14 protein-coding genes and 3 riboswitches are annotated in these 13964 nt (G+C 52.8%); of the genes, 3 read left to right on the plus strand and 11 right to left on the minus strand.

Annotated elements, in window-relative coordinates:
- The first annotated feature begins 73 nt into the window (after positions 1–73).
- A riboswitch (SAM riboswitch) is annotated at positions 74–176 on the plus strand.
- Positions 177–375: 199 nt separating this feature from the next.
- A complete protein-coding gene (locus tag ACOJWD_RS06205; protein WP_486992354.1) occupies positions 376–1656 on the plus strand; it encodes an O-acetylhomoserine aminocarboxypropyltransferase/cysteine synthase family protein in 1281 nt (426 codons plus the stop codon).
- Positions 1657–1701: 45 nt separating this feature from the next.
- On the opposite strand, the gene ACOJWD_RS06210 is transcribed toward ACOJWD_RS06205, so the two are convergent.
- From ACOJWD_RS06210 to ACOJWD_RS06220, 3 genes are all read right to left on the minus strand, one after another.
- Positions 1702–2337, minus strand: coding sequence for a hypothetical protein (locus ACOJWD_RS06210; protein WP_486992355.1), 636 nt, complete (start codon positions 2335–2337; stop codon positions 1702–1704).
- A gap of 412 nt (positions 2338–2749) precedes the next feature.
- Positions 2750–3022 (minus strand): GntR family transcriptional regulator, encoded by a 273-nt coding sequence (locus tag ACOJWD_RS06215; RefSeq protein WP_486992356.1) that lies wholly within the window; start codon positions 3020–3022, stop codon positions 2750–2752.
- 113 nt (positions 3023–3135) lie between these two features.
- On the minus strand, positions 3136–4317 hold the full coding sequence (locus ACOJWD_RS06220; protein WP_486992357.1) for a peptidoglycan-binding protein: 1182 nt from the start codon (positions 4315–4317) through the stop codon (positions 3136–3138).
- Positions 4318–4326: 9 nt separating this feature from the next.
- A riboswitch (cyclic di-AMP (ydaO/yuaA leader) is annotated at positions 4327–4462 on the minus strand.
- Positions 4463–4642: 180 nt separating this feature from the next.
- Between ACOJWD_RS06220 and ACOJWD_RS06225 the strand changes: the two genes are divergently transcribed.
- Both ACOJWD_RS06225 and ACOJWD_RS06230 read left to right on the plus strand, forming a co-directional pair.
- The gene (locus ACOJWD_RS06225) at positions 4643–5563 is read left to right on the plus strand and encodes an EamA family transporter (RefSeq protein WP_486992358.1); all 921 of its coding nucleotides are present in this window, start codon (positions 4643–4645) and stop codon (positions 5561–5563) included.
- Positions 5564–5684: 121 nt separating this feature from the next.
- The gene (locus ACOJWD_RS06230) at positions 5685–6686 is read left to right on the plus strand and encodes an NAD(P)/FAD-dependent oxidoreductase (RefSeq protein ID WP_486992359.1); all 1002 of its coding nucleotides are present in this window, start codon (positions 5685–5687) and stop codon (positions 6684–6686) included.
- Here ACOJWD_RS06230 and ACOJWD_RS06235 read toward each other — a convergent pair.
- The 8 genes from ACOJWD_RS06235 to ACOJWD_RS06270 form a co-directional block, all read right to left on the minus strand.
- The gene (locus ACOJWD_RS06235) at positions 6683–8953 is read right to left on the minus strand and encodes an ATP-binding cassette domain-containing protein (protein WP_486992360.1); all 2271 of its coding nucleotides are present in this window, start codon (positions 8951–8953) and stop codon (positions 6683–6685) included. The genes ACOJWD_RS06230 and ACOJWD_RS06235 overlap by 4 nt on opposite strands.
- Entirely contained in the window at positions 8953–9528 is a 576-nt protein-coding gene (locus ACOJWD_RS06240; RefSeq protein ID WP_486992361.1) for an ECF transporter S component, read from the minus strand. The genes ACOJWD_RS06235 and ACOJWD_RS06240 overlap by 1 nt, the downstream gene beginning before the upstream one ends.
- A gap of 98 nt (positions 9529–9626) precedes the next feature.
- Positions 9627–9728: riboswitch (TPP riboswitch) on the minus strand.
- 53 nt (positions 9729–9781) lie between these two features.
- Entirely contained in the window at positions 9782–10546 is a 765-nt protein-coding gene (locus ACOJWD_RS06245) for a PIG-L deacetylase family protein (protein ID WP_486992362.1), read from the minus strand.
- Positions 10547–10584: 38 nt separating this feature from the next.
- Positions 10585–10953, minus strand: coding sequence for a DUF423 domain-containing protein (locus tag ACOJWD_RS06250; protein ID WP_486992363.1), 369 nt, complete (start codon positions 10951–10953; stop codon positions 10585–10587).
- A complete protein-coding gene (galE, locus tag ACOJWD_RS06255) occupies positions 10950–11903 on the minus strand; it encodes a UDP-glucose 4-epimerase GalE (protein ID WP_486992364.1) in 954 nt (317 codons plus the stop codon). The genes ACOJWD_RS06250 and galE overlap by 4 nt, the downstream gene beginning before the upstream one ends.
- Before the next feature lie 61 nt (positions 11904–11964).
- Positions 11965–12588, minus strand: a complete 624-nt coding sequence (gene spoIIM / locus ACOJWD_RS06260; RefSeq protein ID WP_486992365.1) for a stage II sporulation protein M — start codon at positions 12586–12588, stop codon at positions 11965–11967.
- Positions 12589–12994: 406 nt separating this feature from the next.
- Complete coding sequence (locus ACOJWD_RS06265) at positions 12995–13333, minus strand: hypothetical protein (RefSeq protein ID WP_486992366.1); 339 nt, start codon at positions 13331–13333, stop codon at positions 12995–12997.
- A 46-nt stretch (positions 13334–13379) separates the two neighbouring features.
- The coding region (locus ACOJWD_RS06270; protein WP_486992367.1) for a hypothetical protein at positions 13380–13964 on the minus strand (585 nt) is incomplete at its 5' end.

Genomic DNA, 13964 nt, shown 5'->3' on the forward strand with positions numbered 1-13964 from the left:
AGGTATCATTAAGCGGTATGCTAACGCAAACTTCGCTTGCAATCACGCCCTTGATGTGATGTAATATCATCACCTCTTATGGAGAGTGGCGGAGGGACTGGCCCAATGATGCCACGGCAACCGGTGCAATTGCACGTCGGTGCCAAATCCTGCAGCATTTTGCTGAACGATGAGAGGCCGGAGCTTACCATAAAGTTTTCGCCGGCCGAAGAGTGGTCGGCTTTTTCTATTCCCTAGCCGGTCCCTAATCATTCAATCAACAGTGCCAAAGAGGTCACTGGTGCACCGTGTGTGATTCGTACACGCCGCAACTATATACCCCCAATTGGGTCCATAACACGTGACCCGATGGGAGCTAAGGGAGGACTTATAGTTATGTCAGCAAATCATCAATGGCGACCCGAAACCATTGCCATTCGTGGTGGATACCAGGGCGACCCCGGGTCTCACGCCATCTCCGTCCCCATTTATCAAACGGTGGGTTATCACTTTGACAACACCTCACACGCGGCAAAATTGTTTAATCTCGAAGAACCCGGTAATATCTACACGCGCATTATGAATCCCACCACTGATGTCCTAGAACAGCGCATAGCTCAATTGGAAGGCGGAATCGGCGCAGTAGCTTTCGCGAGCGGAATGGCAGCCATCACTGCCGCTATTCTCAACCTCGCCAAAGCCGGTGACGAAATCATAGCTTCCACTTCTCTCTATGGAGGAACTTGGACGCTATTTAGCTCCACCCTCAGTGACTACGGCATCACGGTGAGGTTTTTGGCAGATGATCATCTGCAAGAGGCAGATGCTTTCTTTACGGACAACACCAGAGCGGTCTTTGTCGAGTCAGTGGGGAATCCCCGCATCAACATTACCGACCTTGAAGCGTGGGCATCGTTGGCGCACCGTCACGAGGTGCCCTTGATTGTGGATAATACCTTTTCGACCCCTTATCTCGAAAGACCCATAGTCCATGGAGCTGACATTGTGGTGCATTCCTTAACCAAGTCGGTTAGCGGCCACGGTAACGCCATGGGAGGCATCGTGGTGGACGCGGGAAAATTTGACTTTAATAGCCCCCGCTTCCCACAATACACACATCCCGATCCGAGCTATCATGGATTAGTTTTTTCCACCCTCAATGAAGCCGCATACCTTACGCGACTTCGGGTGAAAGTGTTGCGAGACACCGGTGCTGCCATCTCACCGACGAACGCCTATTACATCTTACAAGGTCTTGAAACTCTTCCGGTGCGCATCACGCAGGAATCTCAAACCGCCAAAATTTTGGCCGAACGGCTCGTGGCCCATTCGCAAGTAACCTTCGTCCATTATCCCGGATTACCGCATGACGCCAACCATCAATTGGCGAACCGCTACCTTGCGAATGGCTGCTATGGAACGATAGTGAATTTTGGGGTTAATGGCGGAAAAGAAAGAGCGCTCCGAGTGATGGACCGGCTGCAGCTTTGGCTCATCGTGGCTAACGTCGGTGATGCACGCTCGATGGCCATTCATCCCGCCTCCACCACCCATCAACAATTGAGTGACGAAGAGCAAGTGTTGGCGGGCGCCTCTGCCGACCTCATCCGCTTGTCGGTGGGCCTAGAACACGTAGATGATTTATGGGACGATTTATTACAAGCACTCAACGACTAAATCATACCCCCGAGGATGGTATCCCTCGGGGGCATTTCTTGTTCCCTATCCGACTCGTCCTTGATGCTCGGTGACAATATCGATTCCGGCCCGTTGCAGAGCCAGTCTCGCGATATCCGCATGTTCTCTGTCTACCCTCAGCACCACATGAACCCAATTGAGCACTTTGGGATCAGACACGGTTATTGCGGTGATGTTGGCCCCGGCACGACCCACCACCTCTGCAACCCGAGCCAACTGCCCAGGAATATCCAAGAGAGCTAATGAAAAACGCACGGAATCACGGTCGTTTAATCCGGTAATCTCCCGTAGATATTGATTCACCTCGATCCACGAAATGACGCCGTATGGTTGATTACGGCGATCTTCGACAATCACCAAAGGTGCCCCGTCAACAAGTAGGTCAATCGCTACTTCCACAGGAGTACCATTAGCTAAAATTGGCACTTCACGCACAAAATTGCGCACCGGTGTCTCCATAATTTCACGCGATGCCGGACCTTCATTCATCCAATACTCTCCGAAGGTGCGGAATAATTCGCCACGAGAAATTCCTCCGAGGATTTTTCCTTCTTCAACTACCATCAGTCCGGGATGATCGGCCAGTTTCGGCAAGATCTCTGATAACAGCATGGATCCTTGAACGTCAGAGTGACGATTAGCAATCGACTCGGCAAACATCTGTGTCCCCCTTCGCAATGTTTGCCCACTCATTTCGCGACTCAGACAGCGTTCTCCTGCCAAAGGATTAGTTTATAGAGAATTTTCCATCGAGGCACTCAGAGCTGGCTGGCCAACAGGAATAGCCGTCGGTGTCCTATCCCGGATGGGATCAATACGAGAGACACCTCGATAAGGCCGTCGATTGTCATGTCCTTTTGTGGTCGCGCCCCGTAAACCGGGAGCCGTGTTTGTCCAGAGCGAGGACCGCAAAGTAAGAAGGAACGGGCCCATACAGACCAAACCTGCATAAAAGAGGGCCATGAGAGCCCTCTCGCAGGTCATCTAGTGATGTTAGTCACGCCGCTCCCGCCACTGCGCTTAAGCCATCGCGCTGACGGGACTTAAGAGCCATGGCAATTTTCCGCAGGGGCTATGCGCGCCGCCGCGTATGGCCAAATTCCAACGCTTGAAGAGATTGAATATTATTGGCGTGCACCACTGCCCGTCCCCCGGATTGCAGTTCTACCAGACCTATCCCCGCCAGGTGTTGAAACGCATTACGGACAACATGCGTCGGCACCCCGAGCGCTCTGGCCTCCTCTTCGACCACCAGAGTGGCCCCCACTTGAATACGATGGGTTAAGATGGCTTCGCGATACCTTTGCACCAATAAGTCCAAACGATTTGCTAATGGTGAATACATGCCGTGGCCTCCATCTCCGAACTCATACCTAAGCAACTCTATTCTACGATATGAAGAGCGGGATGGCCAAATAATTCGCGCCATCCCACTCGGTTGGACCAAGGCATTGCTCGCTAATTCCCCAAAGTATAGACGGTAACCTGCTGCACCCCAAAATCCGAAATCACGGTAGGATCGGCGTTAATAAAGAGGTCTACGCGATCCCCTTGGATAGCGCCCCCGGTATCGAGAGCTTCTCCCATAAAGCCCCCTGATGGCAAGTAATTATCATGATAGCCCGTCACATACAGTACACTGTGTAATGGAATAACCGACGGGTCAACGGCAATCATCCCGTCTTCCAACGGCTGTCCAAAGGCGTCCACCGGTCCATAGGGGTAGTTATCGGCCAAACTAGGACCATAGGAGGTGGCAACCATATGATAGGCATGCAATACCGGGCGACCGTCGATAGTCTTGATGGATGAGGTGAATTCCCCCGTCACGCCGTCGGACGGACTATTCAACGAAGGCTCGCTCACCGGATCATTGGGCTCGGGAAAGGCCTCGGGCAAGGTCGGGCCACTTTGTCCATTATTAATACTCGAACTGGTATTGCCCGAGGTGGACGTCGACCCTGTGGTGCTTGTCCCACTTGCCAGTGTTGGTGCGGTAGTCCCACTGATTGGTGGTACCAGCTTAAATCCCGATAACATCTGCTGCCAAGTGACCTCCGATGTCACCCCGGTTTCAGCCAATCCAGTGGCCTTTTGAAAGGCCTTGAGTGCCGTCTCGGTGGCCGCGTTGAAGTATCCCGTGTCTGATCCCTCAGGCAGATATCCTAAGTCTTCCAAGTTAGCCTGTAGGGTCATCACCCAGTGCCCGGTCGAACCAATCGTGAGCACTTGGCGCATTGCTGGGTGGGTATTGGCCAAAGTCTGGGCCGTTGTCGGAGAAGACTCTGGCGCGGCAGGCACAATATCAAACCCCGCAAGGATATCCTGCCAGATGACCGGGGTGGTAGCTACACTGTCGGGAAGAGCATGAGCTTGTTCAAACGCCACCAGCCCTCGCTCCGTCCGCGGACCAAAAATTCCATCCATAGGACCCGCAGAATACCCCAGAAGGTTCAAATCAGCTTGTAGGGTGCAGACCCAATGCCCCTGCGAACCGATTTGTAAGGACTGTTGCATGGCAGGATGGATCGCCTCGAGACTGGTGGTGCTGGGCGTCGCGGCAAACGTTGCTCCGCTCAATAATCCGGCACTCGCAATGCCGACCGTACTCAACACGGCAATTTTTGATGTTATACGCATGAAGTAACCCCTCTCTCAAAGTTGTGCCTCCGGGGTTAGCTGACGGGTTCGGGCAACGAGAGGTAGGCCCTACGTGATCACACGATTCACCCCACAGACCGGTTCCCCCGGTTGTCATTCTTAAACAATTTGGCGTAGTTATGGTAGAAAAGAGTGCGGACTTTGTCAGATGCCCAGGGAGCGGGTAGGCTGCCTTGGCGTGATATTAAATGGAGGATTATCGAAATGCAGGGTGTTTTCTCATAATCTAGGACCTGTCCCAAAATCCACCACCACACGGAAGTCCGGTCGAACGACAAACAGATATGATACAGTGAGGGCAGGCATGACATCATCAGGAAGGATCGGCGATCGGCTCGTGGCGCAAACACCCAAAGTGCACATCTTGTCGGTTCTCTGTGCGGGAGCCAGTTATGGCCTAGTGACTCCCCTTGTCAAACAAGCTGTGCGCTCCGGCGTGGCAACGTCCTCCCTGAGCATGCTACAGTATCCGGCCGCCTTACTGTTTCTGGTCGTCGCACGATATCTGATGAAGTCTCCACCCATGCGCCTACGCGCACACCTCGTCTGGCCCCTTTTGGCCGTAGGAGTCTCCAGTGCCGCTACTACCATTTGCTATTATCAATCGTTAAAGCATCTTCCCCCAGCTATGGCGGTCCTGCTTCTATTTCAATTCTCGTGGATGCTTCCCGTGATGGGATGGTTAGCGTCGAGACGACGTCCCAGTCTTATTGAGGTCGCAGCTATCGCACTCATCGTCATCGGCACCATCCTAGCGTTAAGTGAGCAGTTTCACGGCCCGTTGACCACCCTCGGGATGATCGAAGGGCTCGGTGCCGGAGTGAGTTATGCCTTCACCTTGTTCTGGCAAGCCCGCATTGCGTCGGATACCCCTGTGTTGAATAGCGCGTTCCTGACGATCGTGATTGCCGCCCTGACGGTCTTCCTCTTTTATCACAACCCTAGCCACCTCTTCACCCAGAACTGGTCCCAAACTGTCGGGTACGGGAGCGTCGCGGGCATTTTTAGTCTCGTTCTTCCCCTAGGTTTACTGTATTTGAGTGCGCCCAAGCTCGGTGACACGCTGACCGCAATTCTGGCATCAGTAGAACTTCCGACCGCACTTGTCATATCACTAATTTGGCTTAAGTCATCTATAACGTTGTTCGAATGGCTGGGTTGTATGCTGATTCTCGGCGGCATTACCTTAGCATCGGTTTGGGATCGCGCCGTTCCGAGAGGCTAAGCATGCGTTCATTGGCCTCTTCATTTGGCTCTCATAGAGGGCGTCAGACATTTCCAGTACGCCTCGCGCAAATTCGGTACTTTTGTTATCATAAATTGATTACGTGGCAGGAGGGACCAGATTGCAGATTGAGGATATGATTATCATTGGTGGCGGCCCAGTAGGTCTCTTTGGAGCCACCATGGCAAAACTTCATGGTTTGTCGGTCACCATGATCGAGAGTCTTACTGCTTTAGGGGGGCAACTGTATGCCCTTTATCCCGAGAAACCCATTTATGATGTGGCAGGCTTCTACGGAATCACGGGAAAAGACCTCGCCAATCGCCTCATCGAGCAGTCGATGCATTTCTCTCCCACCGTAAAACTCGGGCACTCCGTGATCCATATCGCTCCCGTGACCACCAGTGACTCACTCTATTACCAGGTCGAAACCGACCAAGAGGTCCTCTATGCCCGGGTCCTCCTGATTACCGTAGGCATTGGCGCGTTTGTTCCGCGACGGCTTACCGCTCCTGAAGCCGAGTCCCTTGAGGGGCATGGCGTACACTATTTTGTTCCGCCACTCGAATACTTTCACCACCGTCGCGTGATGGTGGTGGGCGGGGGAGATACAGCGCTTGACTGGACGCTCGCGGTTGCCCCCTATGCGGATCAGGTGATACTGGTTCACCGTCGCACGGAGTTCCGCGGACAAGAAGAGAGCATTCGACTTATTGCCGAAAAGTCCAATATCACAACGAGGACGCCCTATGAGGTAATTCATCTTGGCGGCCACGCTCAGTTAGAGTCGGTCACCCTAAAACATGTTACCACCGGAGAAGAGTCCCAAGAAGCGGTGGATGACGTCATTGGTGGACTAGGGTTCCTTCCCTCCTTAGGGCCAGTAAAGACTTGGGGAGTGACACTTCAAGGCAACACCATTCCTGTCGATCCCTCCTCTATGTTGACCAATCTGCCTGGGGTATACGCCGCCGGAGATGTGGCGGCTTACCTTGGAAAAGTCAAGCTGATAGCGACAGGATTCGGGGAAATCGGATTGGCAATCGCCCACATCCGCAACTATCTTGATCCCACCAAGAAGGGTCTCCCGCATAGCTCCAATCTCAAGAACCTCCCCTTTTAATGCCATAAAGCCAGCACGGTGACAAATAGCAAGAGAATCACAAATACAGCATCCCGCCATGAACTGGCGATGGGATGATAGTAGCTACGGGCCGTGGACACCTGCATCGGTTCTCCTTTAAATCCGCGGGCCTCCATGGCAATAGCCACCCTTTCAGAGAGCCGCACCGCATCACTAAGAAGAGGCAGGGCATAGGTGACAATTCGTGCCGGAGACCAATGCAGGTCGCGTCCACGAACCCGACGAGCTAGGCGCAGTTTGTCCCACTCTTCGATGAAACTGGGAAAGAACCGCAATCCCGCTAAGGTGCCATAGCTAAATTTGGGCGGTATGTGCCATATCCGAGACAATCCCTTCACGAGATCGACTAAATCTACTGTAGAGACAAATAAGAGACCAAAACTAACCGCCGACAACATTCGAAACCCTAAAATCAACCCCTTGATAAATCCGGGATAGGACAAGCGATACCACAGCAGGTGAAAGACCGGGGTCTGTGGGCCCACAGCAGCATATGCGGTCATCATCCAAGTGTAGAGCGCAAAAAAGAGCACAAACGGTAAAAGGCGCTTTATTACGGATAGTAAAGATATGCCGCTTAGCGTCACCAGTAGGACCAGGGGAATGGCGGCCAACGTCATCGCTTGAGGCAAGGTATGGGCAAAGGCAGTTAAGCCCACCGCCAAAAACACCCCGAGCAACTTCCACACCGGATTAATCCGCCCCATAGTGCTCTTTTTCACTCGACTTCCCATTGTCATAAATTGGGGCGAGGAGCTACCTGGTTCGTCCTGAGGTTCTCTCAGCCCAGAGTGCGCCACTAGGTGGCATTGGTCCAACACAGTATCGTTGGTCAAGAGTTCGCTCGGCTCCCCGTCAAACACCACTTCTCCCTGATCCATGGCAATGACCCGTGTCGCATACTCCGCCACCAGGTCTAAATCATGGGTAGAAATAATCACCAGAGCACCCGCTCGTTGCCGCTCCTGCAGACGTTCCATAATCACATCCCGAGTACTCGCGTCTTGGCCAAACGTTGGCTCGTCAAGACAATACAGGCTGTGCGGCTTTTGCAACATGCAAGCGACAGACAAGCGCCGCTTCTGCCCCTGCGAGAGGGAATAGGGGCTGAGACGAGCATGGTCCAAGAGTCCAAACTGCTCCAATTGCTGTCGGGTATCCTCCGGCATGACGCCCTCAACGTACCGATTGCTCATTTCATCGACCACGCGTTCGAAGATGAATTGATGTTCCGGATTTTGAAATCCAAAGGCGACCTCCGATACCGCCGGATGAATGGCTCTTCCTTGATGATGGCGTTTCAGTCCGGCGATAAGCTTCAGTAATGTGGACTTTCCGGCTCCGTTACTCCCCACCAGCGCGACTAATTCTCCCGGAAAACACCGCAAGTTTATCCCTGATAGCGCGTCGGGACCATGACGCGTATACCTCACCGCGACATTCTCCAATTCCACCAGTGGCTTTGAGATGAGAAGTCCTTTGGCAGACATCGCAACCCGACGGTCTACAATCAGCCCCTCTTGACGCATCCACTCGGCTTCTTGCACCATCAGTTCCTGACTCGGTCCCACACGATAAATGTCCCCTTGCCGGCTCATTAGCACCATGGTTGGGATAATCGACACCAGATCGAGGAATTTGTGCTCTATCACCAATAGCGTCTTGCCCAGAGCTTGCAGCTTTGCGATCTCTGAAAAGACGTCAGCCGTGGCTCGCGGATCAAGGTTGGCAGTCGGCTCATCCAAGATCACCAAATCGGGATCTAATACCAAAGCGCTGGCGAGTGCTAAACGCTGCTTGTTACCTCCAGACAGCGTATTGTGCTCCACCTCAGGACGAATGCGCAAATGGACCGATTGCAGCGCTTCATCGATTAATGGTTCCATTCCGTCGGAGGGCACCGCAAGATTCTCCAGTCCGAAGGCCACCTCCTCGCCAGCACGAATTTGGCAGAACTGAGAGTCCGGATCCTGAAAGACATAACCGACCCGTCCAGGTTGTGCCATGTTGGGATGATACCAACGTTCACCCGTAACCTCCGCCTCAATACTCTGCGGTATAATTTGCGCGATCAGCATGGCTAGGGTCGATTTTCCACATCCACTTGGACCTACCACCAACATCGACTCACCATGTCGGAGGGTCAAGTGGATATCTCTCAAAACCGTCTTATCGGCAAAAGCGACGTCAACTCCCGCAAGGGCAATCATGGTGTCGCGAGTGAGCTTAGACTCATTAAGCACCATTACGAGGTAACGCCTGCCTGTTCTTTACCAATAGCGAAGTTCTGCAAAACTCCGGTACGCTTGAGCCCGCGCCCCACTAGCCACGACAGTAACCCCGCCAGAATCGCTCCACTAATCATCGTCACCACCAAATAGCCAACTTGCGTGGCGATTGTATACTGGTCGACGCCATAGTAAAAATAAGAGTAGATATAGTTGCCGATTCCTCCTAGAGCACACGCAAATAACAGCCACGATAAACTATAGTGACGATAACGCCCTAGCATAAATCCCAACTCAATACCAATGCCCTGCGCAATTCCAATCGTGAACGCTTGCACTCCATAAGGACTTCCTAGCGCAAACTCCATAAATCCTCCGATGGCTTCTGCTAATAGCGCAGCCCCGGGCTTCCTCACAATAAAGGGCACGATACCCCCTGCAATCCACCAAAGACCATTAAAGGTCGCCTGCACCACCGGATTAAACGACGGCAAGGCCTTAAAGAGCAAATCCCATCCTAAATAAATCGCGCCACAAATGGCTGCAAACACCGCGGTGAGCACAATATCCCGCATCTTCCATTGATTCGACACGACATCCATCCTCCTCCATCACTTCCTCTACCTCTTCGTCAATCTGAAGATGACATATAAAAACGTCCTCATCCCTGGACGGTCAACAGGTGAGGACGGTGTCGTATTCGGCACTTTCTCCCGCTGGCATTATCCAGGTCGAGTTCTAAGGGTTAACGGTATCCCGCTTCTCAGCCCTGAGGGCACCCCTAGCGCCAATCTATAGTAATCAATGTAATGCTACCATCGCATGCTCTTCTCGGCAAGTAGATCTTTAGCTCCCCATCGCATCAGGGAAAAAGTGCAATTGCATAGTGGAAAGCACCTTAAACGCTTCAGCATAACCCGGTCTCTCCTGATTTATATGCTCCGCATACAGTCGTTCGGCATTAGCGGTGAGAAATCCCGATAATAGCGGCCAACTAGGCGTATCGAATTGAGAGGCATGGGATCGCATGGCCTGCAGTTTTGTCTCCCAGGTGGCACTCACATCGACAAAGTAATTGGCATAGGCGGAACCATAAAACGCAACTTGTGGCACATCATAGGGACTCCCATGCCCTTTCAGCACAATACCATTTTTGGCATAGAGGATGGCCGCCGCCACCGCCTTACCCGTTTTAATGTGATCAGGATGACTCTCATACGGGGTCCAGGGATCGACCGTCATCACCATCTCGGGCTGAAACTGGCGGATCAAAGGAATAAGCGCCATCATGGCTTCACGCTCAGTCCAGGCTCCTCCATCCTCAAAACCCAGATTATAACTTTCACCCACCCCGAGAATCTGATTAGCCGCCTGCCTCTCGCGCATGCGCACTTGAACCATGGTTTGAGAAGACATCTCGGGATCCTCGCTGCCTGCCCGTCCATCGGTGACGGTCACATAAGTGATCGCGCAGCCGGTCTCGCAGAGGTGCTTCACGGTGGCCCCGGCCCCGACTTCATTATCATCTGGGTGCGGTTCGATCACCATCATCGATCCCACCGACATCATGTCCGGCAGGCCAAGCATTTGCCTCACTTGCTGATAGTCCATATCATCACATCCTTTTTTCTCAATCAGTATCGATATTGCTAGGGCCACACGGCGATGGCTAAAAGAACCCATCCCAGCAAAAAGAAGACTCCCCCGACCGGCGTTAAGAGTCCCCACTTGCCTCGGATCCATTGCCCAGCCAACCCATAGAGACTTCCTGAGAAGAGAAGAATCCCTACGGCAAAGGAATACCCGGCAAGGGCCAATAGCGAGCCTCGGCCCACTTGTGAGGCCAACATCCCGACCCCGATAATGGCCAAGGCATGAATAAGGTGATATTGGATGCCCGTATGATAAATGCGCATTCGATCATCCGCGATCCGTTTAGCCAGGGCATGTGCACCAAACGCACCCAAGGCGACTCCGGCAAATCCGAACGCTGCCCCGATAAATAATAAGAAGCTCATTTCACGCCTCGCCACGCCTCGTCAATGATGCGCTCAATGTCCGATTGTTGAGGTCGCCAATCCAGTATCGTCTTCGCTCGATTAATATTCGCTACCAATACGGGAGGGTCGCCAATCCGTCGCGATTGCACATGTGGCTCCGGCATTGCTGGCACCCGCTGTTTAAATGCTGAAATCATTTCCAACACCGATGCTCCGCGTCCCGAACCAACATTGAGGATTTCGTTGCTTCCTCCACCTTCAAGATGCGCGCGAGCTCGAAGATGCGCCTCCACCAGATCAGAAATGTGTATGTAATCTCGAATTGCCGTGCCATCAGCAGTCGGGTAGTCCTGACCATAAATCTGCGGGGCTTGTCCTGCATTGATCGCTTGAGCGATCCGTGGCAACAAATGAGTCTCGGGATCATGATTTTCTCTAATACCCAGATGACTACCGGCCGCGTTGAAATATCGCAATGCCACAAACTGCAATCCATAAGCGGCTCCATACGCTTGAAGAATCTCCTCAAACTGCCGCTTTGTCACTCCATAGGGACTGAGTGGCTGGAGTGGCGCGGCCTCCGCTATCGGCACCTCGTCGGGAACCCCATACACGGCGGCTGACGAAGAAAAAACGATCGGAATGTCGCCCAATAATCGCAAGTGGTCCAACATGGCCAATCCAGCCGACACATTATCGTCAAAATACCGAGCCGGTTCGGTCATAGATTCCCCAACCTGAATAAGGCCAGCACAGTGAAATACGGCCCTCACCTGAGTATGAGATAACTCACGCCACACCCGCCCATCGCGAATGTCTCCGGTAATCACCCGCACCCGCGGGACTTGACTCTCGATACTACGGCGATCAATAATGACCACTTCTTCATTCAAATGCTGTAATTCAGCCACAATCGATTGACCGATGTAGCCCAGTCCACCCGTGACCACGGAAACACGTCCCAGCATAATCCTCCCCCTCATCATAGCTAGGGTAGCAAATGCCCAGAAGGAACTCAATGCCCGGTATTCACAGAGCCATTGGTCCTAAAGCATGGATAAGAATCGGAGCGCCATAAGATTCCAACACCGTGCCGACCAAGGTCACCGCAGCCATGACTACCACCAATCCCGTGAAAAACGCGAACCCTTTCCCTAGAGACACCGCACGATTCTTAGGCCGAACAAGCTGCCATGAGAATCCCAATGACACGGCTGCCACTATTAGCAGAGCCGGCAACATAAATACGTTATCGAGCCCGATAGCCACAATGCCGAGGAGGACTCCATGCCAGTGCATAGTAGAGACGACAAAAGAGGCGGAAAAGCCCACCACAAATCCACGAAAAAACACTAGAGCCACCACAATCGGCATTCCTGCCACTGACACCCCCAAAAGATACACTAAGCCCACAATCTTCAAATTGGCTGCCAAGGCCTGCGCAAATATGCCATGCAATACCGGTCCTACCGCTTCAACTCCCAAAAATTTATGAATATAGTCCACCAACACCACTCGGTCAGCAATACTTAACGTCCCTGTGGCCAACACCCCAAACAACAAGCCCACCCCCAAAGAGGCCATCACCACGTAAAGAGGCATCGTGTAGCGACCAAAGTGCTCCTGAAAGAGATTGCCGGGCGCGGTCACCATTTGTCCCACCTCCCTGCACCAGGGTATGCAAACAATGGCGGACAAAGAACCATCTGGGACATCTCTGCCACCGCTCATTTAGACGGCGGCTCTTCTTAAAGGGAGTGCCCCTTATGCCCCAACATACCGTATCGAGCACCTTAGTGAAGAGCAGACCGGCATGGCGCAACACCGCTCCCACACGGACAGGCAGCGTATATCCACATGGTACCGAGATATATAGCCTCAAAACCTGCCACTCTTTACTGGCACCCGGATATTTCACTCGTTATGCTCATACACTAGACGCAAAAAGAACTATCGAGGGATAGCTTTCATAGGGAGGGGATTATCATGACTCGCGTCATATTATTGCAAGGCAAAGCTGCTGACATTCGAGAGGCACTCAAAACGCTTCCATTAACCATCACACTGGCGCAATACCAGATCGCGCTTCAGCATCGTCGCTAGCGGGCCGGATCCACCGCAATGACTGTTTAAATATGAGCATGGCTGTGCCTTCATGATCAACAAGGTGGAGGGCGTAGGTGTCATGCGCCACGAGCAGACCGCTAATCTCAGAACCATCGTCAAACACCAGTTCAAGAGCCGTTTTAGTATCAATCCACAGACGATATAAGGGCTCCTGACAAGACACATGCCGTTCGCCCAAAACCCCGGACGGCTTGCGCTGTGAACTTGTCATTCCCGGAACCCGCACCGGCGCACTATTATCCTTAGGCGGCACCTCAATGCGTCGCGTCACATTCTTTGCTCCTCTCTTGATTACTGTATGATATTCGACAGTGAATTTAGCTCTCAACCACATGGGCAAGACGTCGATTGACCGCATTAAGAACAGCGCGAACGCTTGCCCCCTGGCCGTCGCCGCGATTCTCGGAACACCCAAAAATCATCGTTTCTCGATGCCTCTTGTCGTACTGACTTAATGCCACAGTGACTAGGGTACGATTCGCCAAGTCCATGGTGCGAATGTCCGCCAAGACGACTGGTTCACCTATCAACGGCACTTGGTTGACTGCCTCCACCGCCGCCATAGCCATGGCTTGATAGTACTGACTGGGAAGATATCTCCCGGTCCACTCCCCAGAAAACGCCGTTTCGTCTTCATCAGACCAGCAAAGAATGACCCGGGCATACCCGGTTTGCTGCACGGCGTCCGCTTCCAAGTGATATTCACGTACGTGCAATTGTGCCGGCTCCGTACCCAGCCACTGTCCCACTTGTCCCTCGGGAAGAATCTGGGCGACCGAAATTCGTTTATGGTCAACACGCAGGTTCCATGTTGCTTGCAGTGCGCTTTCCACATCGCGGACAATTTGCTTTGGAACCCGATCTAGATTAGTCAATACGTGAATTTCTTCGACGGCACCCCA

The sequence above is a fragment of the Sulfobacillus sp. TH-112 genome (assembly GCF_057473405.1).

Coding starts and splice junctions, on each gene's coding strand:
- galE (WP_486992364.1), bottom strand. CDS start 11,903: ATGCTGGGACGTGTTTCCGTGGTCACGGGTGGACTGGGCTACATCGGT.
- ACOJWD_RS06250 (WP_486992363.1), bottom strand. CDS start 10,953: ATGAGCTTCTTATTATTTATCGGGGCAGCGTTCGGATTTGCCGGAGTC.
- ACOJWD_RS06205 (WP_486992354.1), top strand. CDS start 376: ATGTCAGCAAATCATCAATGGCGACCCGAAACCATTGCCATTCGTGGT.
- ACOJWD_RS06225 (WP_486992358.1), top strand. CDS start 4,643: ATGACATCATCAGGAAGGATCGGCGATCGGCTCGTGGCGCAAACACCC.
- ACOJWD_RS06210 (WP_486992355.1), bottom strand. CDS start 2,337: ATGTTTGCCGAGTCGATTGCTAATCGTCACTCTGACGTTCAAGGATCC.
- spoIIM (WP_486992365.1), bottom strand. CDS start 12,588: ATGGTGACCGCGCCCGGCAATCTCTTTCAGGAGCACTTTGGTCGCTAC.
- ACOJWD_RS06220 (WP_486992357.1), bottom strand. CDS start 4,317: ATGCGTATAACATCAAAAATTGCCGTGTTGAGTACGGTCGGCATTGCG.
- ACOJWD_RS06245 (WP_486992362.1), bottom strand. CDS start 10,546: ATGGACTATCAGCAAGTGAGGCAAATGCTTGGCCTGCCGGACATGATG.
- ACOJWD_RS06215 (WP_486992356.1), bottom strand. CDS start 3,022: ATGTATTCACCATTAGCAAATCGTTTGGACTTATTGGTGCAAAGGTAT.
- ACOJWD_RS06235 (WP_486992360.1), bottom strand. CDS start 8,953: ATGGTGCTTAATGAGTCTAAGCTCACTCGCGACACCATGATTGCCCTT.